At 37.9% G+C, this 26,769-nt stretch carries 31 protein-coding genes and 2 tRNA genes; 7 read left to right on the top strand and 26 right to left on the bottom strand.

All coding sequences use genetic code 11. From position 1 onward, the window contains the following. Nucleotides 1–89: 89 nt before the first annotated feature. The 5 genes from AC6H22_RS01305 to AC6H22_RS01285 form a co-directional block, all read right to left on the bottom strand. Nucleotides 90–905, bottom strand: coding sequence for a metal ABC transporter permease (locus AC6H22_RS01305; RefSeq protein ID WP_005637468.1), 816 nt, complete (start codon nucleotides 903–905; stop codon nucleotides 90–92). Then, on the bottom strand, nucleotides 898–1,746 hold the full coding sequence (locus AC6H22_RS01300) for a metal ABC transporter permease (protein ID WP_497515214.1): 849 nt from the start codon (nucleotides 1,744–1,746) through the stop codon (nucleotides 898–900). Before AC6H22_RS01300 ends, AC6H22_RS01305 begins: the two co-directional genes overlap by 8 nt. Nucleotides 1,747–1,749: 3 nt before the next feature. Continuing rightward, nucleotides 1,750–2,670, bottom strand: coding sequence for an ATP-binding cassette domain-containing protein (locus tag AC6H22_RS01295; protein WP_497515212.1), 921 nt, complete (start codon nucleotides 2,668–2,670; stop codon nucleotides 1,750–1,752). After that, the gene (locus AC6H22_RS01290; protein ID WP_497512926.1) at nucleotides 2,670–3,551 is read right to left on the bottom strand and encodes a metal ABC transporter substrate-binding protein; all 882 of its coding nucleotides are present in this window, start codon (nucleotides 3,549–3,551) and stop codon (nucleotides 2,670–2,672) included. Before AC6H22_RS01290 ends, AC6H22_RS01295 begins: the two co-directional genes overlap by 1 nt. A gap of 202 nt (nucleotides 3,552–3,753) precedes the next feature. Beyond that, nucleotides 3,754–4,632, bottom strand: coding sequence for a D-alanyl-D-alanine carboxypeptidase family protein (locus tag AC6H22_RS01285; protein ID WP_118817464.1), 879 nt, complete (start codon nucleotides 4,630–4,632; stop codon nucleotides 3,754–3,756). 245 nt (nucleotides 4,633–4,877) lie between these two features. On the opposite strand from AC6H22_RS01285, the gene rlmN reads away from it, so the two are divergent. From rlmN to AC6H22_RS01255, 6 genes are all read left to right on the top strand, one after another. Then, nucleotides 4,878–6,029, top strand: coding sequence for a dual-specificity RNA methyltransferase RlmN (rlmN, locus tag AC6H22_RS01280; RefSeq protein ID WP_181147133.1), 1,152 nt, complete (start codon nucleotides 4,878–4,880; stop codon nucleotides 6,027–6,029). Between the two features lie 100 nt (nucleotides 6,030–6,129). Next, on the top strand, nucleotides 6,130–6,687 hold the full coding sequence (pilW, locus tag AC6H22_RS01275) for a type IV pilus biogenesis/stability protein PilW (protein WP_005626944.1): 558 nt from the start codon (nucleotides 6,130–6,132) through the stop codon (nucleotides 6,685–6,687). Nucleotides 6,688–6,757: 70 nt separating this feature from the next. Then, nucleotides 6,758–7,669: a RodZ domain-containing protein gene (locus tag AC6H22_RS01270; RefSeq protein ID WP_118817463.1), complete on the top strand. Its 912-nt coding sequence runs from the start codon at nucleotides 6,758–6,760 to the stop codon at nucleotides 7,667–7,669. 11 nt (nucleotides 7,670–7,680) lie between these two features. Further along, the gene (ispG, locus tag AC6H22_RS01265) at nucleotides 7,681–8,787 is read left to right on the top strand and encodes a flavodoxin-dependent (E)-4-hydroxy-3-methylbut-2-enyl-diphosphate synthase (protein ID WP_005630108.1); all 1,107 of its coding nucleotides are present in this window, start codon (nucleotides 7,681–7,683) and stop codon (nucleotides 8,785–8,787) included. A gap of 9 nt (nucleotides 8,788–8,796) precedes the next feature. After that, nucleotides 8,797–10,068 carry a histidine--tRNA ligase gene (gene hisS, locus AC6H22_RS01260; RefSeq protein WP_497512919.1) on the top strand — a complete coding sequence of 424 codons (1,272 nt, stop codon included), beginning with the start codon at nucleotides 8,797–8,799 and terminating at the stop codon, nucleotides 10,066–10,068. A 17-nt stretch (nucleotides 10,069–10,085) separates the two neighbouring features. Continuing rightward, a complete protein-coding gene (locus AC6H22_RS01255) occupies nucleotides 10,086–10,700 on the top strand; it encodes a YfgM family protein (protein ID WP_118817461.1) in 615 nt (204 codons plus the stop codon). A 50-nt stretch (nucleotides 10,701–10,750) separates the two neighbouring features. Here AC6H22_RS01255 and iscX read toward each other — a convergent pair whose 3' ends face one another. From iscX to AC6H22_RS01150, 21 genes are all read right to left on the bottom strand, one after another. Then, nucleotides 10,751–10,945, bottom strand: coding sequence for a Fe-S cluster assembly protein IscX (iscX, locus tag AC6H22_RS01250; RefSeq protein WP_005630102.1), 195 nt, complete (start codon nucleotides 10,943–10,945; stop codon nucleotides 10,751–10,753). After that, a complete protein-coding gene (gene fdx, locus AC6H22_RS01245; protein WP_005629440.1) occupies nucleotides 10,945–11,286 on the bottom strand; it encodes an ISC system 2Fe-2S type ferredoxin in 342 nt (113 codons plus the stop codon). The genes iscX and fdx overlap by 1 nt, the downstream gene beginning before the upstream one ends. A gap of 40 nt (nucleotides 11,287–11,326) precedes the next feature. After that, nucleotides 11,327–13,186 carry a Fe-S protein assembly chaperone HscA gene (gene hscA, locus AC6H22_RS01240; protein ID WP_118817460.1) on the bottom strand — a complete coding sequence of 620 codons (1,860 nt, stop codon included), beginning with the start codon at nucleotides 13,184–13,186 and terminating at the stop codon, nucleotides 11,327–11,329. An 18-nt stretch (nucleotides 13,187–13,204) separates the two neighbouring features. Continuing rightward, nucleotides 13,205–13,891 (bottom strand): DUF2625 domain-containing protein, encoded by a 687-nt coding sequence (locus AC6H22_RS01235; protein WP_118817459.1) that lies wholly within the window; start codon nucleotides 13,889–13,891, stop codon nucleotides 13,205–13,207. A gap of 30 nt (nucleotides 13,892–13,921) precedes the next feature. After that, nucleotides 13,922–14,443: a Fe-S protein assembly co-chaperone HscB gene (gene hscB / locus AC6H22_RS01230; protein WP_118817458.1), complete on the bottom strand. Its 522-nt coding sequence runs from the start codon at nucleotides 14,441–14,443 to the stop codon at nucleotides 13,922–13,924. A gap of 12 nt (nucleotides 14,444–14,455) precedes the next feature. Beyond that, a complete protein-coding gene (iscA, locus tag AC6H22_RS01225) occupies nucleotides 14,456–14,779 on the bottom strand; it encodes an iron-sulfur cluster assembly protein IscA (protein ID WP_005626961.1) in 324 nt (107 codons plus the stop codon). A 53-nt stretch (nucleotides 14,780–14,832) separates the two neighbouring features. After that, complete coding sequence (gene iscU, locus AC6H22_RS01220; protein WP_005626962.1) at nucleotides 14,833–15,216, bottom strand: Fe-S cluster assembly scaffold IscU; 384 nt, start codon at nucleotides 15,214–15,216, stop codon at nucleotides 14,833–14,835. Between the two features lie 57 nt (nucleotides 15,217–15,273). After that, complete coding sequence (locus AC6H22_RS01215) at nucleotides 15,274–16,488, bottom strand: IscS subfamily cysteine desulfurase (protein ID WP_497515210.1); 1,215 nt, start codon at nucleotides 16,486–16,488, stop codon at nucleotides 15,274–15,276. Nucleotides 16,489–16,558: 70 nt separating this feature from the next. After that, on the bottom strand, nucleotides 16,559–17,014 hold the full coding sequence (gene iscR / locus AC6H22_RS01210) for a Fe-S cluster assembly transcriptional regulator IscR (protein WP_005630093.1): 456 nt from the start codon (nucleotides 17,012–17,014) through the stop codon (nucleotides 16,559–16,561). A 56-nt stretch (nucleotides 17,015–17,070) separates the two neighbouring features. Continuing rightward, a complete protein-coding gene (trmJ, locus tag AC6H22_RS01205; RefSeq protein ID WP_005626965.1) occupies nucleotides 17,071–17,790 on the bottom strand; it encodes a tRNA (cytosine(32)/uridine(32)-2'-O)-methyltransferase TrmJ in 720 nt (239 codons plus the stop codon). Nucleotides 17,791–17,907: 117 nt separating this feature from the next. Continuing rightward, nucleotides 17,908–17,983, bottom strand: a tRNA-Lys gene (locus AC6H22_RS01200). A 23-nt stretch (nucleotides 17,984–18,006) separates the two neighbouring features. Continuing rightward, a tRNA-Lys gene (locus AC6H22_RS01195) sits at nucleotides 18,007–18,082 on the bottom strand. 154 nt (nucleotides 18,083–18,236) lie between these two features. Continuing rightward, a complete protein-coding gene (gene pal / locus AC6H22_RS01190) occupies nucleotides 18,237–18,698 on the bottom strand; it encodes a peptidoglycan-associated lipoprotein Pal (protein ID WP_005626966.1) in 462 nt (153 codons plus the stop codon). Between the two features lie 25 nt (nucleotides 18,699–18,723). After that, nucleotides 18,724–20,007 (bottom strand): Tol-Pal system beta propeller repeat protein TolB, encoded by a 1,284-nt coding sequence (gene tolB / locus AC6H22_RS01185; RefSeq protein ID WP_005626967.1) that lies wholly within the window; start codon nucleotides 20,005–20,007, stop codon nucleotides 18,724–18,726. 41 nt (nucleotides 20,008–20,048) lie between these two features. Then, nucleotides 20,049–21,206: a cell envelope integrity protein TolA gene (gene tolA / locus AC6H22_RS01180; protein ID WP_497512914.1), complete on the bottom strand. Its 1,158-nt coding sequence runs from the start codon at nucleotides 21,204–21,206 to the stop codon at nucleotides 20,049–20,051. Between the two features lie 14 nt (nucleotides 21,207–21,220). Then, the gene (gene tolR, locus AC6H22_RS01175) at nucleotides 21,221–21,640 is read right to left on the bottom strand and encodes a colicin uptake protein TolR (protein WP_005626970.1); all 420 of its coding nucleotides are present in this window, start codon (nucleotides 21,638–21,640) and stop codon (nucleotides 21,221–21,223) included. 64 nt (nucleotides 21,641–21,704) lie between these two features. Next, nucleotides 21,705–22,391 carry a protein TolQ gene (gene tolQ, locus AC6H22_RS01170; RefSeq protein WP_005626973.1) on the bottom strand — a complete coding sequence of 229 codons (687 nt, stop codon included), beginning with the start codon at nucleotides 22,389–22,391 and terminating at the stop codon, nucleotides 21,705–21,707. Nucleotides 22,392–22,408: 17 nt separating this feature from the next. Then, nucleotides 22,409–22,819, bottom strand: a complete 411-nt coding sequence (gene ybgC, locus AC6H22_RS01165; RefSeq protein ID WP_005626975.1) for a tol-pal system-associated acyl-CoA thioesterase — start codon at nucleotides 22,817–22,819, stop codon at nucleotides 22,409–22,411. Between the two features lie 78 nt (nucleotides 22,820–22,897). Continuing rightward, on the bottom strand, nucleotides 22,898–23,191 hold the full coding sequence (gene ybgE / locus AC6H22_RS01160; protein ID WP_005626977.1) for a cyd operon protein YbgE: 294 nt from the start codon (nucleotides 23,189–23,191) through the stop codon (nucleotides 22,898–22,900). A 110-nt stretch (nucleotides 23,192–23,301) separates the two neighbouring features. Continuing rightward, nucleotides 23,302–24,438 carry a cytochrome d ubiquinol oxidase subunit II gene (gene cydB, locus AC6H22_RS01155; protein WP_032825774.1) on the bottom strand — a complete coding sequence of 379 codons (1,137 nt, stop codon included), beginning with the start codon at nucleotides 24,436–24,438 and terminating at the stop codon, nucleotides 23,302–23,304. Between the two features lie 14 nt (nucleotides 24,439–24,452). Then, nucleotides 24,453–26,018, bottom strand: coding sequence for a cytochrome ubiquinol oxidase subunit I (locus AC6H22_RS01150; protein ID WP_497515208.1), 1,566 nt, complete (start codon nucleotides 26,016–26,018; stop codon nucleotides 24,453–24,455). A gap of 452 nt (nucleotides 26,019–26,470) precedes the next feature. Here AC6H22_RS01150 and AC6H22_RS01145 point away from each other — a divergent pair, with 452 nt between their 5' ends. Beyond that, nucleotides 26,471–26,755, top strand: coding sequence for a DUF5339 domain-containing protein (locus AC6H22_RS01145; RefSeq protein ID WP_005634127.1), 285 nt, complete (start codon nucleotides 26,471–26,473; stop codon nucleotides 26,753–26,755). The last annotated feature ends 14 nt before the right edge of the window (nucleotides 26,756–26,769 follow it).

Here is a 26,769-nt window from a genome sequence, read left to right as displayed (position 1 = left end):
ATAAATATCTTGTGAAAGTTGAAAGAATATTTCATCGAACAAAAACGGTACAAACCATGAAGCTCGTACCGTTTTTCAAAGAAGGGAAATTATCTTGTTTTAATTTTGCTATAAGCTAATGCAATAACAAAAAAGACAGCTTGCAACAGAATAATACAAGCTCCAGTTGACGCATCAAAATGATAGCTCAATATTACGCCAATTAGGCTTGATGTAATGGAACTGACAATAGCAATCCATAACATTTTATCAAAAGATTTTGTAAGCGTAAGTGCGGTAATTCCTGGCGCAATTAACATTGCCACCACCAAAATAACGCCTACCACTTGCATCGTGCTTACAATGGTTAAAGCAAGCAACATTAATAAGCCATAATGTAAAATCTTTGGAGAAAGCCCTGCAACACGAGCATGACTTGGGTCAAAACAATAAAGTAAAAAGTCTTTACGTTTAAAGACAATCATACAAAAAATTATCGCAGAAATGACCGCACTTTGAATAAGCTCTTGATGACTAACACCCAATACATTACCAAACAAAATATGCGTTAAATGCTGTTCTGTTTGAATTTTGGTGAACATAACAAGACCAATGGCAAACATTCCAGAAAATACAATGCCCATTGCTGTATCTTCTTTTATACGACTATTTTCTTTTAAATATCCCACGCCAAGGGAGCAAAAAATGCCTGAGAAAAATGCGCCAATCGCTAAAGGAATTCCTGCCAAATAAGCAAGCACAATACCAGGCAACACCGCATGGGAAATCGCATCGCCCATTAACGACCAACCTTTCAAGACTAAATAGCAAGAAAGCAACGCACAAATAATTGAAACAATAAATGCAGTCAACAAAGCATTTTGCATAAACTCAAATTGTAGCGGTTCTAAAAGCCAATCAAACATTTTCTACCGCCTTTTTATTACGAGTGAGCAAACCATATTTTGGTGAAAATAAGAAAGCAGCCAAGAATAATAATGTTTGCAATGTCACAATCACACCGCCTGTGGCACCATCTAAATAATAGCTAATATAAACACCAACAAAACTTGTCACCGCCCCTAAAATAATCGCGATGATTGACAAGGTTTTGAATTTATCTGTCAGTAAATATGCTGTCGCACCCGGGGTAACGACCATCGCAATCACTAAAATTGCGCCGACAGTTTGCAATGCAGCTACCACACAAGCACTCAATAATGTGAAAAATAAAATTTTATAAAATAATGGAGAAAGACCAACTGTAATCGCTTGAGTTTCATCGAAAAAAATCAGTAGTAAATCCTTCCAAAATAATAAAAGCAATACTAAACAAACACCGATGATAATTGCCACTTGGTAAATATCTTCGTCAGCAATGCCTAAAATATTGCCTAAAATGATGCTTTGCACATCTACTGATGTTGGATTTAAAGAAATGATCAATAGACCTAATGCAAAGAAAGTACTGAAAATAAAACCTATCACAGCATCTTCTTTCAGTTTAGAAATGGATTTAATCCAAAGAATGGAAAGTGCGGCTAAAATTCCAGCAAAAAATGCACCAAGGGCATAAGGCAAAGAAAAGGCATAAGCTATCGCGACACCAGGCACAACAGAATGAGAAAGTGCATCACCAATCAAAGACCAGCCTTTAAGCATTAAATATGAAGACAAAAAAGCACAAATCCCACCCACTGCCGTACTCAAGATCATCGCCTTGAGCATATAATCATAGGAAAAAGGTTCTAATAATAATGCTAACATGCCTTAACCCTCCTCTTTTTTCACCGCACTTTTACAAGGACAGTCTTCGAAATGGCAATCCTTTGTTGTTGGTGCTGGTGGATCTTGTTTAGTTTCACCATAGAATACAACGGCTTTTTCATCATCCGTCAAGACGGTAACAGCACGTTTATCTTCATCGTTATGTAAATCTTCACCCAACAATTTAATATGGCGTAATACCCCACCAAACACAATTTCCAAATTATGTTGGTTAAAGGTATCTTCCGTTTTCCCTGCTGCAATCACCGTACGATTAATCATCACCACTTGATCACAAAAATCAGGAACAGAACCTAAGTTATGAGTTGAGACAAGAATCAGATGACCTTCTTCTCGAAGCTGTTGAAGAAGATCAACAATGGCATTTTCAGTTTTCACATCAACGCCAGTGAAAGGTTCATCCAATAAAATAATTGGACTTTGTTGTGCTAAAGCGCGGGCCAAAAACACGCGTTTTTTCTGCCCGCCAGATAACTCTCCAATTTGACGATGCGCGAGATGTTCAATGTTCACTCTCTGCATCGCCTCTTGAACTTTTTGTTTATCAATCGCCTTGGGAATACGAAGGAAATTCATATACCCATAACGTCCCATCATCACGACATCATACACTGACACAGGAAATTGCCAGTCAACTTCTTCAGATTGTGGAACATAAGCAACCAAATTACGTTTCAGTGCTTGGGAAATTGGCAGATCACAAAGTTTGATTTCGCCTTGTTGTGGCTTCACAAGCCCCATTATGCTTTTAAATAATGTGGACTTTCCACTGCCATTCACACCCACTAATGCACAAATAGTTCCACTGTTTAATGAGAACGTCATATTGTGAATAGCTGTGTGGCCATTGTTGTAACGAACAGTTACATCATTAACCCAAATTGATGTCGAGAAAGAGTCCATTATTTTCCGAATCCTTTAACAATGGTTGATACAGTTACGTTAAGCAAATCAATATAAGTTGGCACTGGGCCTTTTTTCGCAGAAAGAGAGTCAACATACAACACGCCACCGTATTTTGCGCCACTTTCTTTCGCTACTTGTTGTGCTGGTTTTGGTGAAATTGTACTTTCACTAAACACAACAGGAATATTGTTTTTACGAACTAAATCAATCACTTTACGCACTTGTTGTGGTGTGCCTTGTTGTTCAGCATTAATTGGCCATAAATAACCTTCTTTTAAGTTGTAATCTTTCGCCAAATAACTGAAAGCACCTTCACTTGTCACAAGCCAGCGTTGAGCTTCTGGAATCTGTGCTAATTTTGCACGAAGTGGCTCATCAAGTTGTTTAATTTTTTGAGCATAATCAGCAGCATTTTTTTCGTACATTGCTGCATTTTGTGGATCATATTTCACCAATGCATTTTTAATATTTTCAATATAAATTAATGCATTAGATGGCGACATCCACGCATGTGGATTAGGCGCATCTTTATACGGGCCTTCATAAATAGACAATGGTTGAATACCTTCAGTCACCACTACTGCTGGTTTGTCTTTAATATTTTGGAAGAAACGTTCAAACCAACGTTCCAAATTTAAGCCGTTCCATAGAATTAAATCGGCAGACTGTGCTTTCACAATGTCTTTTGGAGTAGGTTCATATTCATGAATTTCAGCACCTGGTTTGGTGATAGATTCCACTGTAGCTGCATTGCCTGCCACATTTTGTGCGATATCTTGAATCACGGTGAAGGTGGTGACGACTTTGAATTTTGCATTAGCCTGCATTGCAAATAAACCAAGTGCAAGTGCGGTCATAATTTTTAATGAATTTCGCATAAGATGTCCTTATAAAAAAGTATTAGATTGGATGCCTGAATAATCGCTCAACAGCTCAACAATTATTCATCACAGGTAATAGTACTATTTTTATTACGCATTTCAAATGAAAATAATTATCAAATTAAGTGATTATTTTTAATTATATAGAGAATAACAAAAAATGTGATAGATTTTCCCTATGTGTTCAACGGTTATTCTATTAGCCTGATACTTTCTTTATTAGGTCATTTAAACCTTCTTCATCATAACCATCTTCATATTGTGCCTCGCCTTCAACATCATGAATGGTTCGTCCATTCAATGCAGTACAACCGTATTTTTCTAATTTGCTTTTAGTAAAGCTAGAACGATATGCAGAAGAAGAATTATTGAGACTAATTACACCGATGGTAGAACTTTTACATGGGTGTTTATTGATGAAAACAAGGTTATAACCAGATTCTCGAATGTAGCCAGTCTTATTTACCACAGCATCAAAAATTTCATCACGCACTAATTTATTTGTATTTTTCATTAATACACTATGTCTTCCTGCTTGGATATTCGTAGCGCTGATGTTAGATAGTTGTCGAATTTCAGGTTTATTTAAAGAATGTCTAGCAAGTTTAACTAAATCCATAGGACTCGAGATATTGCTACTCGATAAACCAGAACTATCATGAAAACGAGTAGAATACATGCCTAATTGACGAGCTTTTTCATTCATTTTATTAATAAATTGTATTCTGCTCATTCCTGCTGCACGAGAAAGCGCATGGGCGGCATAGTTATCAGAATGTACAAGCATCGCCTTTAATAATTCTCTGCAAGCCATAGGAACATTCATCGGTAATTTGGTGCTTGTACCTTTAATGTAATCACGATCGTCACTGGTTATCGAAATGGTACAATTAGGATTTGTATTATTTTCTAGAAACACGTTTGCCGTCATTAATTTCGTTACAGAAGCAATGGGCTGAACGCTATCAGGCGCATAGCTTTCCAACACTCGATTATGCGTAAAATCGTACACAACATAAGACTGTGCCACCGCAAAAGAAGGACACAAAGAAAAAATAAATAAAGCTTTTTTAAACATTATTGGTCACCTTAGAAAATAGGCTTACATTTTACCGCACTTTTTACGCTGTAATTGGAAATATTTGCGATCTAGATCGCAAAAAATGCGGTGATATTTTCCATCGTTTTTCAATTCCGCTAGATTATGCGGTGACAAATCTGTACAATCGCCGTTCATTTTTTAATTGCGAATTTTTCGTTGTGAGTTTTTAATAAAAACACCAGCACAACGCTATCGCCACAATGTGTAATAACGAGGCTAAAATGTCAGAATTATTGTCAGTGCAATCAGATGCACCAGCTAAAAAAATTAATCTAATGGATTTAACGCGCCAACAAATGCGCGAATTTTTTAAAGAACTCGGCGAAAAACCATTCCGAGCCGATCAGTTAGTAAAATGGATTTATCATTTTGGCGAAGATAACTTCGACAATATGACAAACATTAATAAAAAATTACGAGAAAAACTTAAAGCTGTTGCAGAAATTAAAGCACCAGAAGTTGCCGTTGAACAGCGTTCAGCCGATGGCACGATAAAATGGGCAATGCAAGTAGGTGAACAACAAGTTGAAACTGTGTATATTCCCGAAGCAGATCGCGCGACGCTTTGTGTATCTTCCCAAGTTGGCTGCGCCTTAGCTTGTACATTCTGTTCAACCGCACAACAAGGGTTTAATCGCAATTTAACGGTTTCAGAAATTATCGGCCAAGTTTGGAGAGCCTCTAAAATTATTGGCAACTTTGGGGTGACTGGCGTTAGACCAATTACCAATGTGGTAATGATGGGAATGGGCGAGCCCTTGTTAAATGTCGCTAACGTTGTTCCCGCAATGGAAATTATGTTAGATGATTTTGCCTACGGTTTATCAAAACGTCGTGTCACTTTATCGACTTCTGGGGTTGTGCCGGCACTAGATAATTTGAGCAAAATGATCGATGTGGCTTTGGCTATTTCATTACATGCCCCAAACGATGAATTACGTGATGAAATTGTGCCAATCAACAAAAAATATAATATCAAAATGTTGATTGACTCGGTAAATCGTTATTTGAGTGTATCAAATGCGAATCACGGCAAAGTGACGATTGAATATGTCATGCTCGATCATGTAAATGATGGCGTTGAACATGCTCATCAACTTGCAGAAGTATTAAAAAATACGCCTTGTAAAATTAATTTAATTCCGTGGAATCCGTTCCCAGAAGCACCTTATGCAAAAAGCTCGAATACACGTATTGACCGCTTCCAAAAAACCTTGATGGAATATGGCTTTACCGTGATTATTCGTAAAACTCGAGGAGATGACATTGATGCAGCTTGCGGACAGTTAGCTGGAGATGTTATCGATCGAACTAAACGTACGGCAATGAAACGCCAATTTGGACAAAATATTGGGGTGACAGAAGTTAATTAATATTCTAGGCATGTGAATTAATCAAGTTCACATGCCCTATATTCTCATACAAATTAAAGCATATTAAATATTTCTTCCTGCCCTGTTAAAAGGAGAAAAAATGCAAACAATAAGTAAACAACTAAGAAGTAAACAACTCGGTGCGGTTATTTTCCCTTTCATTTTTTCTGCTTGCGTTTCGCAATCAACTATTCAAGATTTCAATCAACAATCAGCAGCTAAAGCGCGCTTAGAACTTGCCCTCGGTTACCTTCAACAAGGTAATCCTCAACTAGCCAAAATCAACTTAGATAAAGCACTTCAACACGATAAAAATTACTATCTCGTGCATTCAGCGCTTGCGCATTATTATCAACAACAAGGTGAAATTGAGAACGCACATCGTGAATATGAAATCGCTTTAAAACTCAATAATCAACAGGGAGACTTACATAATAATTTTGGCACATTTTTATGTCGTCAAAAGCAATTTGAACAAGCTCAACAGCAATTTCAACTCGCACTGAATTCACCTAATTATTATCATCAAGCAGATACATTTGAAAATATGGCTCTTTGTGCTTATTCCGCTCAAAAAATGGATATTTATCAACAAGCATTACAAAAATTGCGACAAACTGATAGTAAACGAGCGGAAAAATTTAATACCTTCAAATAAAGCATTGCCAAATCAAGCGTTGGACTTTAAAATTTAGTCTTTATTTATCGCATATTATTTGATTGAATTTATGAATCCAACAACTGAGCAAGAACTTTCACCAGGTGAGATTTTTCGCCAAGCACGTGAAAACTTGAATCTTTCTCTCGAAGACGTCGCCAAAGAAATTGCGCTACGTCCTTCCATATTACAGCAACTTGAAAACAACGAATTTATTCAAAAATCTACCCCTGCAATCTTTGTAAAAGGTTATGTGCGTAGCTATGCCAAGTTCTTACGCTTACCCGATTCTGTATGGGGAAATATTACATTTGCAGAAAATGATAAAAACGATCTGAGTAAAAATGCTCGTTCAACTCGAGAAGTAAATCAATATTCATCGCACTCTCGCTGGGTCGGGCGTTTATCTATCATTGTACTTATTTTAGTCCTTGGCATGACTGGACTTTGGTGGTGGCAAAGTTATCAGCAAAATAACCAAGAACGTGATGACTTAGTACAAAGCTATGTTGCTTCTACCGAAAACAATCAGCCAGCCACAGCTCTTGTAAAAACAGAAGAAAGCAATAAAACTGCACAAGAAACAACAGCAGCTGTCTCACAACCAGTAGAAATAACAAATAATGTGTTACCAGAAATAGCACAAGAAAATGCCGTTCCACAAACAAAAAACGATGAAAAATCAGTTTCAGACACTCAAAGTGCGGTAGAAAATCCATCAATTTCTCCAGCGGCTCCTACTGTTAAAGGAGACTTGATTGTAGAAATCTTAAATAATACGAGCTGGCTCAGCGTAAAAGATAAAAATCGCCGAGTATTAGCACAAAAAGAGTACAAAAAAGGTGAAATATTAACTTTTAATGGCGATGAGTTTTCATTAATTGTTGGTGCACCAAGTAATGTACGTATCACCTATAAAGGTGAAAATTATCCACTCAAAGTGGATGGCCGCATTGCAAAATTCAAACTTTCACAACCTTAATAAGGAAAAAGATGTCAGCTTTTCAACCAAGCATTAAGCGTCGTGAATCGACAAAAATTTATGTAGGAAATGTACCAGTTGGTGGTGATGCGCCAATTGCCGTGCAGTCAATGACAAATACTCGCACCACTGATGTGGAAGCGACAGTTGCTCAAATTAAATCATTAGAACGTGTTGGTGCAGATATCGTTCGCGTATCCGTTCCAACAATGGATGCTGCAGAAGCATTTAAACAAATTAAGCAGCAAGTAAATGTCCCTCTCGTAGCAGATATTCATTTCGACTATCGTATCGCGCTAAAAGTCGCAGAATATGGAGTAGATTGTTTACGTATCAATCCAGGCAATATTGGTCGTGAAGATCGCATCCGTGCCGTTGTTGATTGTGCTCGTGACAAAAATATTCCCATTCGTATCGGCGTAAACGCAGGCTCTTTAGAAAAAGATCTGCAAGAAAAATACGGCGAACCAACACCAGAGGCATTATTAGAATCAGCATTACGTCATGTAGAAATTCTAGATCGCCTTAACTTCGATCAATTTAAAGTGAGTGTAAAAGCCTCCGATGTCTTCTTAGCGGTAGAAGCTTATCGTTTACTTGCTAAATCTATCAAGCAACCATTGCATTTAGGGATTACAGAGGCAGGTGGCGCGCGTGCAGGTGCGGTCAAATCTGCAATAGGTCTAGGCATGTTACTTGCCGAAGGTATTGGCGACACATTACGTGTATCATTAGCTGCTGATCCCGTAGAGGAAATTAAAGTAGGCTTTGATATTCTTAAATCTTTACGAATTCGCTCTCGTGGCATTAATTTTATTGCATGCCCAACGTGCTCTCGCCAAGAGTTTGATGTAATCGGTACAGTAAATGCGTTAGAACAACGCCTTGAAGATATTATTACACCAATGGATGTATCAATTATCGGTTGCGTAGTGAATGGTCCAGGCGAAGCACTCGTATCTGATCTCGGGGTAACCGGTGGTAACAAAAAAAGCGGTTATTATCTTAATGGCGAACGTCAAAAAGAACGCTTCGATAACGAAGATATTGTTAACCAATTAGAAGCAAAAATTCGTGCAAAAGTCGCACAACAAGATCCCAAAAACAGAATTATTTAAGGAAAGCTCGTGGCTAAAACTATTCAAGCAATTCGTGGAATGAACGATTGCTCCCCTACTGAATCTCCATTATGGCAATGGATTGAAGCGCAAGTACGCCAAGTATTAAACAACTACGGTTATTCCGAAGTGCGTATGCCAGTTGTAGAAAGTACACCATTATTCGCTCGTGCAATCGGTGAAGTAACAGATGTTGTTTCAAAAGAGATGTACACATTTTGGGATAACGATGAACAATTAACCTTACGCCCTGAAGGCACTGCAGGTTGTGTGCGTGCCGCCATTGAACACGGTTGGATCTATAACAATGAACAACGCTTATGGTATATGGGGCCAATGTTCCGTCATGAACGTCCACAAAAAGGTCGTTACCGTCAATTCCATCAAGCAGGTGTTGAGGTATTCGGTATTGCGAATCCAGAAATCGATGCAGAATTAATCATGCTTACCTATCGTTTATGGAAAGCATTAGGTATCGATCAATATGTTACACTTCAACTTAACTCAATTGGCTCTTTAGAAGCTCGAGCAAATTATCGCTCAGCTTTAGTTGGATTCTTAGAAAACCATCAAGATTTAATGAGCGATGAAGAAAAAGATCGCTTGGTAAAAAATCCGCTTCGTATTTTGGATACCAAAAATCCAGAATTACAAAAAGTATTAGATAACGCACCAAAATTGCTTGATTATCTAGATGATGAAAGCCGTGAGCATTTTGAACAATTATGTTCATTATTAGATGCAGTGGGTATTCAATATGAAATTAATCCTAAACTCGTGCGTGGCTTAGATTATTACAACAAAACTGTATTTGAATGGGTAACCTCTGCTCTTGGCGCACAAGGTACTGTATGTGGTGGCGGACGTTATGACGGTTTAGTAGAACAACTTGGCGGACACTCAACACCAAGCATTGGATTTGCGATGGGTTTAGAGCGTTTAGTCCTGTTGGTACAAGAAGTTAATCCAAATATTCCTGTGAAAAGTGCGGTGGATATTTATGTTGTTTATCAAGGTGAAGGCGCAACATTAGCCGCTTTTGAATTAGCGGAAAAAGTACGCTCAGAATTACCGCACTTAAATACGATGTTACACTGCTCTGGTGGTAATTTCAAAAAACAATTTAAACGTGCAGATAAATCTGGTGCAACATTGGCATTAGTTATCGGCGAAAGCGAAGTACAAAATAAACAAGTCGTTGTTAAACACTTGCAGGGTGGTGCAGATCAGCAAACCTTAGATTTAGTGAATATAATCGACTATATTCAAACTCAATTTTAATTTAAAAGGGGAAAAACATGGCTTATTCCATTGAAGAAGAACAAGAGATTAACCAGTTGAAAGACTGGTGGAAAGAGAATGGCAAAACAATTATTGTCGCTTTTATCTTAGGTGTTGGTGGTATGTTTGGATGGCGTTATTGGCAAGCCCACCAAGCAGAACAAATCGCTCAAGCTTCTGCACAGTATGATGCTCTAATCTATTCCACACAACAAGATGAGCAGGCTAAAAAAGCAAATATAGAACAATTTGTGCAAACTAACAGCAAAACTGTATATGCTGTCTTTGCTTTGTTAGATGAAGCGAAAAAAGCGACAGAGAAACAAGACTTTGCAGCAGCAGAAGCAAACTTAAATCAAGCATTAACGCAATCTCAAGATGAAGTATTAACATCTATTGTTGCATTACGTCTCAGTGCGGTGCAATTTCAATTGGGTCAATTAGACAATGCATTAACCACCTTAAATCAAGTGAAGGGTGAAAGTTTTGATGCTCGTAAAGCGATTTTAACTGGTGATATCCAAGTCGCTAAAGGAGATAAAGTTGCGGCCAAAAACAGCTTTGAGCAAGCACAACAAAGTGGTAGCCAATTAGAACAACAAATGGCCAAAATGAAATTAAACAATCTTTAAAAAAGAATACCCGCATCAAAGTGCGGGTATTTTTTCAATCAAATTTCTAATTATTCAAATTCATCCAACCATTTCAACAAAATAGCCTCAAGAATTGCTTCGTTTGACTTATTAGGATCGTCATCAAAATCCTCAAGTTCACAAATCCATTTATGTAAATCAGTAAAACGAACTGTTTTTGGATCTAAATCTGGATTACGATCGTAAAGTTCTTCTGCAATTAATTGTGCATCAGTCCATTTCATTAGTGGGCCGCCTCATTGGCATGGTTGATGTTATATTTCGGAATTTCTACCACAAGATCTTCGTCTCCCACTACACATTGGCAAGATAAACGACTATCCATTTCTAATCCCCAAGCTTTATCCAGCATATCTTCTTCTTGATCACTCGTTTCATTTAGCGAGTCAAAACCTTCGCGGATAATCACATGACAGGTTGTACAAGCACAGGAGCCATCACAAGCATGATGAATTTCTACTCCTGCATTGTGTGCAACTTCTAATAAATTATCACCTGCAGCTGCATCAACTACCATACCTTCGGGACAAAATTCTTCATTAGGTAAAAAAATCACTTTTGGCATAACACTTTCCTCAAAATTATTTAATAATCTGACCGCACTTTTACGGTTTTTCAATATCTGACAAATTTTTGCCTGTCAAAGCTTTATTAATTGATGCATTCATTCGACGTGCTGCAAATTCTTGGGTAGCAGTATCCAAGGATTTAATTGCTTGCGCGATTGCATCACGATCTGAACCTTGTTTTACATCCATTAATTGTTTTAACACACTTTCAATATGATGAAATTCTTCTGTACTCAGCAATTCATCCCCATCTGCTTGTAACGCAACAATTACGCTTTCAATCACTCGATCTGCTTCTACTCGTTGCTCTGCTAATTCACGAGCTTGTAAATCCTCTTGCGCATTATCAAAAGAAGATTTTATCATTGCGGTCACTTCTTCATCGGTTAAACCATAGGAAGGTTTAATTTGAATTGATGCCTGCACTTTCGTCGATTTTTCCATTGCAGTCACACTTAATAAACCATCTGCATCGACTTGATAAGTCACTCGAATATGAGCAGCCCCCGCAGCCATTGCAGGAATACCTCGTAGAGTAAAACGCCCTAAAGAGCGACAATCATCTACCAGCTCACGTTCACCTTGTACGACATGAACGGTCATTGCTGTTTGGCCATCTTTGAAAGTAGTAAACTCTTGTGCACGAGCTACAGGAATTGTTGTGTTACGAGGAATAATTTTTTCCACTAATCCCCCCATCGTCTCAATTCCTAAAGAAAGCGGCACGACATCCAGCAACAACATATCAGAATCAGTTTTATTACCGACTAAAATATCCGCTTGAATTGCAGCACCAAGTGCCACAACTTTATCTGGATCAATGGAGGTGAGTGGTGTTTTACCAAAAAACTCGCCAACTTGTTCTCGTACGTATGGCACTCGAGTTGAACCACCAACCATCACCACAGCTTGCACTTCTTCAGATTCAACGTTGGCATCTTTCAAAGCTCGACGACAAGTTAGCAATGAACGTTTTACAAGTGAATGAATCAACTCATTAAATTGTTCCCGTGAAATTTCTACTGAAAAATTCTGCCAAGAAATGACCGCACTTTTCTCAGTACTTAAAGCAATTTTGGCTCGGCTCGCAAGGGTTATCAGTTCGCGCTGTTGATTTGGGGTTTGTGGTTTTAGTTGGGTTTGTTCTACAACCCAATCTGCTATTAAATGGTCAAAATCATCACCACCTAGCGCAGTATCGCCACCCGTTGCTAGGACTTCAAAGACACCTTTTGATAAACGTAAAATTGAAATATCAAATGTACCGCCACCTAAATCATAAACTGCAATAATCCCTTCCTGCCCGCTATCCAATCCATAAGCAACTGCAGCTGCAGTAGGCTCATTCAATAAACGTAATACATTTAGCCCTGCTAAACGCGCAGCATCCTTAGTACTTTGACGTTGAGCATCATCGAAATAAGCAGGAACCGTAATCACAACCCCAGAAAGCTCACCACCAAGGCGTTGTTCTGCAATATGATTTAAACGCGATAAAATATCTGAAGATACTTCAATTGGACTTTTGGGGCCCTGTGCCGTAACAATTAAAGGCAATCCATTTTCACTCGCCACAAATTCATAAGGCAAACTAGAATAACGAGACTGAACATCAGCAAGACTACGACCAATTAGACGTTTTACTGAAATCACCGTATTTTTTGGATCAAGTGATGCTTGTTCAAAGGCTTCTAAACCAACTTTCTTCTCTTCAACGCCATAATGAACAACTGACGGCACAAGACTACGTTCTTGTTCATCATTAAGAATCACGGATTGCCCACTACGCACGGACGCAACTAAAGAATTGGTTGTTCCTAAATCAATCCCAACGGCTAAACGATGTTGATGCGGTGCAGCAGCTTGTCCGGGTTCTGCAATTTGTAATAATGCCATATGCTATTTTTCTACTGGTTATGCGACGGAATACGCCAAATCAAATTTATTTTTTTCTGCAAAGCTTGCTTGGTAATGGGTTTCAATATTGACTTCATGTTTTTGACGTTCATCAATCGCTATTTTTCTATCTTCACTTAAGTCAGGCGAGAATACAAAAATTTGATTACCATCCAATTGTTTCACATCATCTTGCCAATTTTGCCAAAATAGACCTTGATAAAAAGCCTCTAAATCACCATTCAATACCCAAGCTAAAAATTCTGTATAAGTAAAATTTAAATTATGCCAAGTGAGATCTTTCGGTGAAAAATAATAAATTTTGCCAAGGTTATCGCCTAACGAACCACCATTTAATGCAAAGTAACCGCCTATCACATCATCTGCAACCAATAAATATTTTGGTTTTTCATCAGACTGACTAAAAGACTTACTAAAATTCCAATCCATCAATCCGCGCGGTAATTTCAAACTTCCTGAACCTAAAATACGCAACCAACCATAATGAATTAAAATCCCACCTGTTTCATAAATCACAGCCCCCATTGGTGATGATGTAGGCATTTGCATGGTAAAAAGTTCACGTTCTGCACTTGATTGATCTTTTTTAATGACATAACAATGATTACGTGCACTTTCAATCCATTGGGAAAGTATAGGCCAAGCAGAATTTTCAGGAGATATTAGTTGTTCGAGAGTTTGCATAATATCAAGAGATATTGAGATATAGATCTATTACAGTTCAAAAAGGCGTTCTTCTACACGTTCAATTTCTTCATAAAGCTTACGAGTAAAACGTAATTTATCACACTGTTGAGATGCTTTCGTCCATTGTTGGGATTTCAGACTCTCAGAAAGTGTGGTCAATAATGACTGAGTTTCTTGTTTAATTTCTTTTGCAAAAGAATTTAATGCTTCTTCATCTTTCTGATGTTCAAGTTCTTCTAGTTGTTCTCGCCACTGTAACTGTTGCATTAAAAACGCCACATCTTGCGTACTTTTTTGTTCAAGATCGATCTGTTCACCTGTATTAAGGGCAATGATAGCTTCTGCTCGCAAAATTGGGTCTTTTAACGTTTTTAAGGCATCATTCACTTCGGTGGATTTTTGCATCGCAACGCGTTGTTCTAACGCACTACTTGATACAAAATTATCTGGATGCAGCGCCTTTTGTAATTCTAAATAACGTATATTTAGCGCCTTCTCATCTAACTGAAGATCAACAGGTAAATCAAAAATTTGAAAAGGATTTAACATTAGATTATTACCTTAAACATGGAAACTTTCGCCACAGCCACAAGATTCTTTTACATTTGGATTATTGTATTTGAAGCCTTCATTTAAGCCTTCTTTCACGTAATCCAACTCAATACCATTAAGATAAACTAAGCTTTTTGGATCGACAATAATATTCACACCGTGCTGTTCAAAAACTTGATCTTCTTCATTTAAGACATCAACAAATTCAAGCACATAAGCTAAGCCAGAGCAGCCTGATGTTTTCACACCTAAACGTAAACCAATACCTTTGCCACGATTATCCAAAAAAGCTTTCACTCGTTGAGCCGCTTTTTCTGTTAATGTAATACTCATATATCTCCCAAAACCACTAAAAGTGCGGTCAAAACCGACCGCACTTTTTCATATTATTCGCCTTTTTTGGATTTGTAATCAGCAATTGCCGCTTTAATTGCATCTTCCGCTAAAATGGAACAGTGTACTTTCACTGGTGGCAATTCTAACTCTTCTGCAATTTGGCTATTTTTGATAGCGCCTGCTTCTTCTAAAGATTTACCTTTCACCCACTCTGTAATTAATGAGCTAGATGCAATAGCAGAACCACAACCATAAGTCTTGAATTTTGCATCTTCAATAATGCCGTTATCATTTACTTTGATTTGTAACTGCATTACATCGCCACAAGCTGGCGCACCCACCATGCCAGTACCAACATTGCTATCTTTTTTATCCATGGAACCCACATTGCGCGGATTTTCATAATGATCGATTACTTTTTCGCTATAAGCCATTTTAACTTTCCTTTTTTAAATCCTTGAGAAATGCCATTTAATAATAGCAGTTAAATCCTAGTGAGCTGACCACTCAATGGTACTAAGGTCTATGCCTTCTTTAAACATATCCCATAATGGTGATAATGCACGAAGTTTTTCCACCGCACTTTTCATTAAATTAATGGTATAATCAATTTCTTCTTCAGTAGTGTAACGACCCAACGTAAAACGAATTGAGCTATGTGCCAATTCATCATTTAAACCAAGTGCGCGCAATACATAAGATGGCTCTAGGCTAGCTGATGTACAAGCAGAACCAGAAGATACAGCGATATCACGTAACGCCATCATTAAAGATTCACCTTCAACATAGTTAAAGCTAATATTTAAGTTACTATCTAAACGGTGCTCCATTGAGCCATTTACGTAGGTTTCTTCAATATCTTTTAAGCCATTATATAAACGATCACGAAGAGCTTTTATACGTGGCATTTCAGATGCCATTTCTTCTTTTGCAATTCGATAAGCCTCGCCCATTCCCACGATTTGGTGGACAGGTAATGTACCTGAACGCATTCCACGCTCATGACCACCGCCATGAATAATCGCTTCTAAACGAATACGTGGTTTACGACGAACGTATAATGCACCAATACCTTTAGGTCCATAAAGTTTATGGCTAGACATAGATAATAAATCAACTGGTAGCTCTTCCAAGTTAATCGCAACCTTGCCCACACTTTGAGTTGCATCCACATGGAAAATCGTTTTATTTGCACGACAAAGCTCACCAATAGCTTTAATATCTTGCAACACACCAATTTCATTATTGGCATGCATAATTGAAACTAAAATAGTATCAGGACGAAGTGCGGCTTTAAATTTTTCTAAATCAATTAAACCATCAGACTCAGGTGATAAATAAGTCACTTCAAAACCTTCACGCTCTAATTGACGACAAGTATCTAATACGGCTTTATGCTCTGTTTTGCAAGTGATGATATGCTTACCTTTAGTTTGGTAAAAATGCGCAGCGCCTTTAATTGCAAGGTTATCTGATTCTGTCGCACCAGAAGTAAACACAATTTCACGAGAATCGGCACCAATAAGATCTGCAATTTGATTACGAGCCACGTCAACCGCTTCTTCTGCTTGCCAACCAAATTTATGCGAGCGAGAAGCTGGGTTACCGAATGTACCGTCAATGGTTAAAAATTCCATCATTTTCTTCGCAACACGCTCGTCCACAGGACAAGTTGCTGCATAGTCTAAATAAATAGGTAATTTCATTTTTCACTCCTAAATCATTCTAAATTTGACCGCACTTTAATGCATTCTGCACTGTACGGACTACTTTCCTTTATTGATTAACAATTAATAAATTCTCAAAATCGCTATGAGTTTGGCGTTTTGACTCACGTTTACTCACCAATTCAGCCAAAGTAATTTCATTGAGAAAACTTTCAATGCGATTACTCAGATCTTCCCACAATGTATGAGTTAAACATTCTACGCCATTTTGACAATTTCCACGACCAAGACATTTTGTCACATGAATATTTTCATTTACCGCTGAAATAATCATTCCCACTGAAATTTGATCACTTGGTAAACCTAGCTGATACCCACCGCCAGGTCCACGAACACTTTTTACTAATCCATCACGACGTAATTTAGCAAAAAGTTGTTCTAAATAAGATAACGAAATATGTTGACGTTCAGAAATATCTGCAAGGCTCACAGGACCTTTTTCTGCATTTAAAGCGATATCTAAAACCGCAGTGACTGCATAACGACCTTTCGATGTAAGTTTCATAAAGTGTTCCTAAAAAGTGATGTTGCAATATTTACATATCCTACCAAATCAGTCAATTAATCTAAATCAAGATCAATTCGTTTTTCGACCGTACTTAGCATGCCATTTAAAATATTTAATTCATTTTTTTCAAGTTGAGCGCGATAATATAAACGCTTTAATTTTTGCATAACACCTTGATTTTGAATGAATCCGAGTGACTGATATACACGCTCAGTATGCTCAAAAAAATAAGCGAGTTGTTCTGCAGTTGGATAGTTTTGTTCTATTAAAGAAAGTGAATTTTCCTTATTATCTTGAGCTAAAAATGCCATGCGCAATTCATAGCTTACCAACTGTACCGCCATTGCCAAATTTAAAGAAGAATAATCAGGATTAGCTGGGATATTCAAATGGTAATGACATTTCAACAATTCTTCATTCGTTAATCCAATACGTTCACGACCAAATACAATAGCTATCTTGCCTTCATGCGCTACAACTTTCTCCGCGCATTCTCTAGGCTCGATCAATGTACTTTGTAAATGACGTAAACGAGCACTTGTTCCAATCACCAGAGAGCAATCATCGACGGCCTCATCAAAACTATCGACAACTCTAGCATTTTTTACAATATCTTCTGCACCAGCTGAAAGAGCATAAGATTGTTCATCAACGGATTTTGGTGAAACAAGACAAAGCTGGGTCAATCCCATTGTTTTCATTGCTCTAGCAGCAGAACCAATATTACCGCTATGCGAAGTCTCAATTAAAACAATACGAATATTTTCCAACATAATGATGCCCGACTAAAATTTAAGGGTATTCTACCACAATAACCGCTAAAAATAGTCAAGAATTTAAGCAACTTAAAAGAAATTTAAAATATTAGAGATGAATAATACAAATAAGAATGGTGGGTTGTGAGAGGCTCGAACTCTCGACCAACGGATTAAGAGTCCGCTGCTCTACCAACTGAGCTAACAACCCAACTGGACAACTAAATCAGAGAGTGGTGGGTCGTGAAGGATTCGAACCTTCGACCAACGGATTAAAAGTCCGCTGCTCTACCGACTGAGCTAACGACCCACTGTGTTGATGAATTAATGATAGCGCATTTGTTTTAGAATCAAAAGAATAAATTCATTCTTTCAAGCTAATTGGTTAAATTACAAACGATGAAAACAAAACAGGATCCAATAAAAAATGGATCCTGTTTTTCAAGCATTAGAAATACTAAGAATTAGTACGCTAATACTGCACGACGGTTTTTAGAATATGCAGCTTCATCGTGACCTAATACTGCAGGTTTTTCTTCACCGTAAGATACTGTGCCTAATTTACCAGCATCAACACCTTTACCAGCTAAATAACCTTTAACTGCATCTGCACGACGTTGACCTAACGCGATGTTGTATTCTGGTGTACCGCGTTCGTCAGTGTTACCTTCTACTAATACTTTAGCAGCTGGAGTTGCATTTAAATATGCTGCGTGTGCATCTAAGATTTGAACGTATTCACCTTCGATGTTGTATTTGTCAAAACCGAAATATACGGTGTTGTAACGTTGTTGAAGATCAGAAACAGAGTAACCGCCAAAAGTTTGGCCTGCGCCATTGCCAGCAGCATCGTTGTTAGATGAACTACAAGCAGCTAATGCAGCTACAGAACCTGCAACTAATAATGATTTAACAAATTTGTTCATTAGATTTCTCCTCAATGAGTTTTCTTTATTTAGTTAAGTATGGCGACCAAGCAGGAAATTTCACTTGGCCATTACTTCCTGGAAGGCTCGCTTTGAAGCGACCATCTGCAGAAACTAATTGTAGCACCTTTCCTAAGCCTTGTGTAGAGCTATAAATAATCATAATTCCATTTGGTGAAAGACTTGGACTTTCGCCTAAGAAAGAGGTACTAAGTACTTCTGATGCACCAGATGTGAGATCTTGTTTAACAACATTATTGTTTCCATTAATCATCACAAGGGTTTTGCCATCAGCGCTAATTTGTGCACTACCGCGACCACCAACCGGTGTTGCACCACCACCGTTTGCACTCATACGATAAACTTGTGGTGAACCACTTCTATCGGATGTAAATAAAATTGAGCTACCGTCTGGAGACCAAGATGGTTCTGTATTATTACCTGCACCACGAGTTAATTGAGTCGGAGCGCCGCCGTGAGAGTTCATCACGTAAATATTTAATGAGCCATCCTGTGAAGAGGCGAAGGCTAAACGTGAACCATCTGGAGAGAATGCAGGAGCACCATTATGTCCAGGAAAAGAAGCCACCACTTTACGAGCACCAGAATTTAAATCTTGTACAACAAGTTGTGATTTTTTATTTTCAAAAGATACATACGCTAAACGTTGACCATCTGGAGACCAAGCTGGTGACATGATTGGTTGAGAGCTACGATTTACGATAAATTGATTATAGCCATCGTAGTCTGCAACACGCACTTCATAGGGTTGTGAACCGCCATTTTTTTGCACAACATAAGCGATACGAGTTCTAAACGCACCACGGATCGCAGTTAATTTTTCAAACACTTCATCACTAACAGTATGAGCACCATAGCGTAACCATTTATTTGTCACTGTATAGCTATTTTGCATTAATACCGCCCCTGGCGTACCTGATGCACCAACGGTATCAATTAATTGATAAGTAATACTATAACCATTACCAGATGGAACAACTTGTCCGACCACAATTGCGTCAATTCCAATATTAGACCAAGCTTCAGGATTTACCTCAGCTGCTGAAGTTGGACGTTGAGGCATCTGAGACACTGCAATAGGATTAAATTTACCACTGTTACGTAAATCATCAGCAACAATTTTGCTAATATCTTCCGGTGCAGATCCAGCAAACGGCACAACAGCTATAGGACGTGCACCATCAACCCCTTCATCAATTACAATGCGAACTTCATCATCTGCGAATGCATTGCTTGCAACAGCAAGTACAATCGCTAATACGCTCACTAAACGTTTTAATAATTTCATTTTGTTACCTTTAAAATTTAACAATAAATTTTTATAAAGAATTATCGAATATCAAAGTCAATAATTGGCGATTTATATTTCTCATAGATAGCATCCGATGGCGCTGCTGGAACTTTTTTCGTTCTAGCCACTGCACTTAATGCTGCTGTACAAATATCATCAGGACCTGAAATTTTTTGATATCCCAAGATTGTTCCATCTCGACTCAATTGAATTTTAATACGACAAACTTTCCCTGCAAAACTTGGATCTTTTAAGAAACGACGTTGAATCTCTTTCTTAATCACTCCAGCGTATTGATCTCCTACTTTGCCACCATCGCCAGAACCAAGCGCAGCACCGCTACCTTGAGATCCACCTTTATTCGCATTTCCGCCTTTAGATGCACTACCGCCACCAATATCTCCGCCATTTAAGAAATCATCTAAACTGGCTTGGTCCGCTTTTCGTTTTGCTGCATCCGCTTTAGCTTTAGCATCTGCAGCAGCCTTAGCTTTCGCCTCTGCCGCAGCCTTAGCTTCTGCATCTGCTTTTGCCTTAGCATCAGCAGCGGCTTTAGCTTTTGCATCTGCTTCAGCTTTCGCTTTAGCCTCAGCTTTTGCTTTAGCAGCGGCTTCAGCTTTTGCCTTGGCTTCTGCTTCTTGTTTTGCTTTTTGTGCTGCAAGTTCTGCCGCTTTAGCTTTCGCCTCTTCTTCAGCTTGTTTTGCTGCGGCAGCTAAACGTTTAGCTTCTGCATCTGCTTTTAATTTTGCAGCTTCAGCCGCTTGTTTAGCCTTAGCCTCTTCAGCTTGTTTCTGTTTTTCCGAAGCTTCTTGACGAGCTTGCTCTTGTTGTTTTTTTATTTCTTGCTGACGTTGCTGTTCTTGCTGACGTTTTAACTCTTCTTGTCGTTGAACTTCCTGTTGACGCTTAATCTCTTCTTGATTAGGTTGTGGCGGTTTTTCTTCAACAACGGGTTCTGGACGTTTCTGCTTATCCGCTTGCCCTTTTTTCTGTTGTTGAATTCTACCCCATTCTTGCGCTGCAGAGCCAGTATCGACCATTACCGCCCCCATTGCATCGCCCTCACCTTCACCACCACCCATAATTTCAACTGTATGGTAGAAAGAGCTGACAATCAACAATCCAAACAAAACAAGGTGCATCACTATAGAAATAACAAATGCATTTGCGCCTTTTTTTTGTCGATTATTTTGCACGGTTACCTACTTAGTTAAATTGGGTTTGTCATTAAACCAACAGATTTAATTCCAGCAAGGTGGAGCAGATTAAGTGCTTTAATCACTTCTTCATAGGGAACTTCCTTAGCTCCACCCACTAAAAATAGTGTGTTATTATCTTTATCAAATTCTTGTCGAGATAACTGTCTCACCATTTCTTCCGTTAACCCTTCTTGACGTTCTCCGCCAATAGAAATCGCATATTGTCCAACCCCTGAAACTTCAAGAATTACCGGCACTTTATCTTCATTAGATACATTTTGACTTTGCACTGAATCCGGCAATTCCACTTGTACACTTTGGCTAATAATTGGCGCTGTTGCCATAAAGATCAACACAAGCACTAACAATACATCCAAAAACGGGACAATATTAATTTCAGATTTAATATCTTTACGCTGACGACGAGCCATAATTCAAATCTCTCTTATTTTTCACCGCACTTAACGAAAGAGTGCGGTGTATTTTTTCTATATTTTAGTGTGGTGCTTTGCCGAAAGCTTGGCGATGTAAAATCGTCGTAAATTCATCAATAAAGTTACCATAATTCTGTTCAATAGCATTCACACGTAAACTTAAACGGTTATAAGCCATTACAGCTGGAATCGCAGCAAATAAACCGATTGCAGTAGCAATCAATGCCTCGGCGATACCAGGAGCAACCATTTGTAAAGTTGCTTGCTTAGCACCACTTAATGCCATAAAAGCGTGCATGATACCCCAAACGGTTCCGAATAAACCGATATAAGGGCTAACAGAAGCTACTGTAGCCAAAAATGGTACGCGACTTTCAAGGCTTTCAACTTCACGATTCATTGTAAGATTCATTGCTCGCGTGGTTCCTTTAATAATTGCCTCTGGCGCATCAGGATTCACTTGTTTCAAGCGAGAAAACTCTTTGAAACCAACAAAGAAAATTTGCTCACTACCCGTTAAAATATCACGACGATTTGATAATCCTTCATATAGCTTATTCAAATCTTCACCAGACCAGAAACGATCTTCAAAAGTATTCGCTTCTTTTAAAGCAGCCGTTAAAACTCGGCTACGTTGGATAATAATCGCCCAAGAAATAATTGAAAATGAAATCAAAATCACAATTACAAGTTGAACAACAATACTTGCTTTTAGAAAAAGATCTAAGAAATTCAATTCTGCAGTCATTGCATACTCCGAAAAGTTTATTTTAGGTTGTAAAATGCAGCTTTTACTTCTTTAGGAAGAGCCACAGGTTTCATATTGCCAAGATGAACACTGGCTACCTTGACTGTAGCCTTTGATAACATCACCGTATCACGCATAAGTCTTTGCTCAAAAAGGATTGTTGCACCTTTTATCTCTATGACATCTGTTTCTACCGTGAGTAAATCATCCAATTTTGCCGCAACGCAATAATCAATAGCGAGCGATTTGACAACAAACGCGAGTTGTTGTTCTTGTAATAAAGTTTGCTGCGTAAAATTTAACGCTCGCAAATATTCTGTTCTAGCCCGCTCAAAAAAATGCAAATAACGAGCATGATACACAACGCCACCAGCATCAGTATCTTCATAATATACTCGAACGGGAAGATAGAAGGTTTTTTCTGACATTATTAAGCTTTGCCCACCGCAATAGGTCGGATATTTTAGAACCTGTTTTTTAGATAAGCAATATGCCGAAGAAAAAAATCATCCTCGTAAATAAAAATGCTCTACAGCACTAATCAATATAATGATATAAGCGATATAAGGTAAGAAAAGTAGTTTCCAAATTACGCTTTTAATTTCAAATCCGATTCCATGAATCCAAACCGTAATCAATCCCCAAAAGATCATCAAAATCCACCAAGGAGAATCATTTCGTAACAACGTTGAAAAATTATCAATATTAAAGAAAAATACGGCTGTTAGTCCTAGCGCTAAAATAAATGAAAGGGTTCGAAACGAACCCTTATTAATTAATTGATAGAGTGAATGAATCATATTACTCGTCAAATTTTCCTGCTTTTTCTTTGCCAATGGTTAATTTTGCGCTGGCAAATATAGCTAATAACACACCCACTACCCAAATTACATATAACATATTAATCTCCTTAGTATAATGAGTGTTTATTTTCATCAATGAAATTCGCATCTAAGCGACCAAACATCTTCGAATAAGACCAAATGGTATAAACCAAAGAAATAGCCACAAAGATAAGTGCAAAAATCAACATTAACGTTAATGTTAATTCACTTGAAGTTGCATCCCACATTAACAAACTCTGTTCAGGGTGTGAGCTTGAAGGCATCACAAATGGGAACATAGATACTGCAGCAGTAATAATTACGCCAGCCATTGTTAATGCAGAGAAAAAGAATGCGAAACCACAACGATTAGCTTTAGAAAATGCCGCATTTAATAGCGCAGCAACTACTGCTAATGCAGGGAAAATCCAAAGAATTGGCATTTCATTGAAATTTCTAAACCATGCACCAGTTTCGACAGCAACTTCTTTATTTATTGGAGAAGATGGAGCGTAATGATCCACAACACTCGTTACTACATACCCCTCTTTAAAGTATAACCATGCACCAGCTAATACAAACGCAATTAAAGTGACAATAGCACCGATTTGGCTCACTGAGCGAGCGCGATCACGTAATTCTTCGGTTGTTTTCATTTGTAACCAGTTCGCACCGTGAGTCACAAGCATAGATAAGCTAATAACACCACACAACAATGCAAATGGATTTAATAATTCGAAGAATGAACCGGTATAAGTTACTTGAGTCAATTCATTGAAATGGAATGGAACGCCTTGTAATAAATTACCAAAAGCCACACCAAATACTAATGATGGTACAAAACCACCTGCGAATAGTCCCCAATCCCAAACAGAACGCCAAGTCGGGTTATCAATTTTTGCACGATATTCAAAACCCAATGGACGTAAGAATAACGCAGCTAAAACCAATACTAAAGCGATGTAGAAACCTGAGAATGAAACTGCATATACAATTGGCCATGCCGCAAATACTGCGCCGCCTGCAGTTAATAACCAAACTTGGTTACCATCCCAATGTGGGGCAATAGAGTTGATCATAATACGGCGTTCCACTTCTTTTTTACCTGTTACAGGTAAAAGTGCGGTCACGCCCATATCAAATCCATCAGTTACAGAGAAACCGATCAACAATACAACGACTAACACCCACCAAATAAAACGTAGAAATTCATAATCAATCATAATTCATCTCCTGCTTATTTAGATGATTGTTCAAAGTAGTATTTGCCGGTTTTTAACGCACTTGGACCCAAACGCGCATATTTAAACATCAAATACATCTCAACAATAATGAACGCAAGATAAAGCGCACAAATTAAACCAATAGAGAACCATAAATCGCCAGTACTTAACTGAGACGCCGACACTCCAACAGGTAAAACTTCATAAATTGCCCATGGTTGACGACCAAATTCAGCTAAGAACCAACCAAATTCAATCGCTAAGAATGGCAATGGAATACTCCAAAGTAATGCTTTAAGTAATAAGCGAGAAGAAGTCACTTTGTTACGTAAATTCTGAACAAATGCACCGAAAGCTAATAAGATAATTAAACCACCAGCCGCTAACATACCACGGAATGCCCAGAAGTTAGGACCGACATTTGGAATAGTATCACGTGCTGCTTGTTTAATTTGTTCATCCGTTGCATCAACAACTTTATCTGTGTAACGTTTTAATAATAAACCGAAACCTAAATCACCTTTGACTTCATCAAATTTAGCTTTAGTTTCTGGACTTACTTGGCCTGCTGATTTTTTCTCTGCTTTTAATTGTGTGAATAAATCATACGCTACCATACCATTACGAACACGACCTTCATTTTTCGCTTGAATATCTTTCAAACCAACAATTTCAGTATCTAAAGAACGCGTTGCAATTAAACCACCTAAGTAAGGGATTTCAATCGCAAAATCATTTTTCATTTCAGCAGTATTTGGAATCGCAACTGGATGGAATGGTGCTGGAGCTGCATGAGTATCAAACTCAGCTTCCATTGCAGCCAATTTCACAGGTTGTGCTTTACCGATGTCATAACCTGATTCATCACCCATAATTAATACCGCTGATGCAGCAATAAAACCAAATGTTGCCGCGACAGAGAATGAACGTTTAGAAAAACCAATATCGCGACCTTTTAATAAATAGAATGCGCTGATACCTAATACAAACATTGCACCGGTTGTATAACCTGCTGTTAATGTGTGTAAAAATTTACTTTGCGCAACTGGATTTAACCAAAGATCTAAGAAGCTAGTCATTTCCATACGAACGGTTTCAAAGTTAAACTCTGCCGCTACCGGATGTTGCATCCAACCATTTGCCACTAAAATCCACATCGCAGAAAGGTTTGAACCAAAGGCTACGCAGTAAGTTGCGAGTAAGTGTTTACCTTTAGTTAAACGATCCCAACCGAAAAAGAATAGACCCACGAAAGTGGACTCTAAGAAGAACGCAAGTAATGCTTCGATTGCTAATGGCGCACCGAAAATATCACCTACATAATGAGAATAATAAGACCAGTTAGTACCGAATTGGAATTCCATAATGATACCTGTGGTCACCCCAAGGGCAAAGTTAATACCAAATAACTTACCCCAAAATCTTGTCATATCTTTATAAACTTCTTTGCCTGTCGTCACATAAATGGTTTCCATAATCACAAGGACGAATGACAAACCTAATGTCAGCGGCACGAAAATGAAGTGATACAACGCAGTTAAAGCAAACTGCAAGCGAGAAAGGTCAACAACGTCCAACATTCTCAACTCCTCTGTATAAACAACATTAGTTCCAACAATGATTAAAAAGGCAAAGCCTTAAATAATCCCTAATCACTCAACTCCAATTAGCTAAGTTTAAATTGGTTTATCTACATAATCATTCTCAAATGGTTAAAAAACACCAATTATTATAGAGATAAACCAAATTGGCGGGTATTCTACTACTAAACATAAGTATAAAAAACAGTAAAAACCATATCTAGATCACATTTTTGACATAAAATATAAAATACCCATTATTTAGTAAAAATAATTTAGTTGATATAAATCAATTTTGCTATTTTTTGTACAAAAATATATGTTACACGTGATCCTTATCACAATTTAGAAGAAGAAATGACTTCAAAAGCTAGACATACTAAGTATATTTTGCTATTTTCCCGCCTAGTTTAATTTTTAGATTTCATAATAAAGAGAAACAAGGACTTAAAATGAAAAAAACATTCCTTATTTTAACCGCACTTTTCTCTGCTGTATCAACCTCTACTTTTGCATCAAATATTCTGCCACAACAATGTGAACAACTATTTAAAGAAACAGAGAATTTGATTGCGCAAGCAGAAAAACAACCAGGTACACATACACAAGTAGGAAAAATTAAAAATAAGTTAAACCAAAGTAAGCAACAGATTCTTCAAATGGAGTTAGCGACTCAGTTAAAAAGTTGTGAAGTGGGTTTAGCAAAATTAAGTAATTTGAAAAGTTATAGTGAGTAATTAAAAAAGCCTTA

Source organism: Haemophilus sp. THUN1690, from assembly GCF_059704375.1.
The sequence above is the reverse complement of the archived record's forward strand: the minus strand, read 5'-3'. Positions and strand labels throughout refer to the sequence as shown.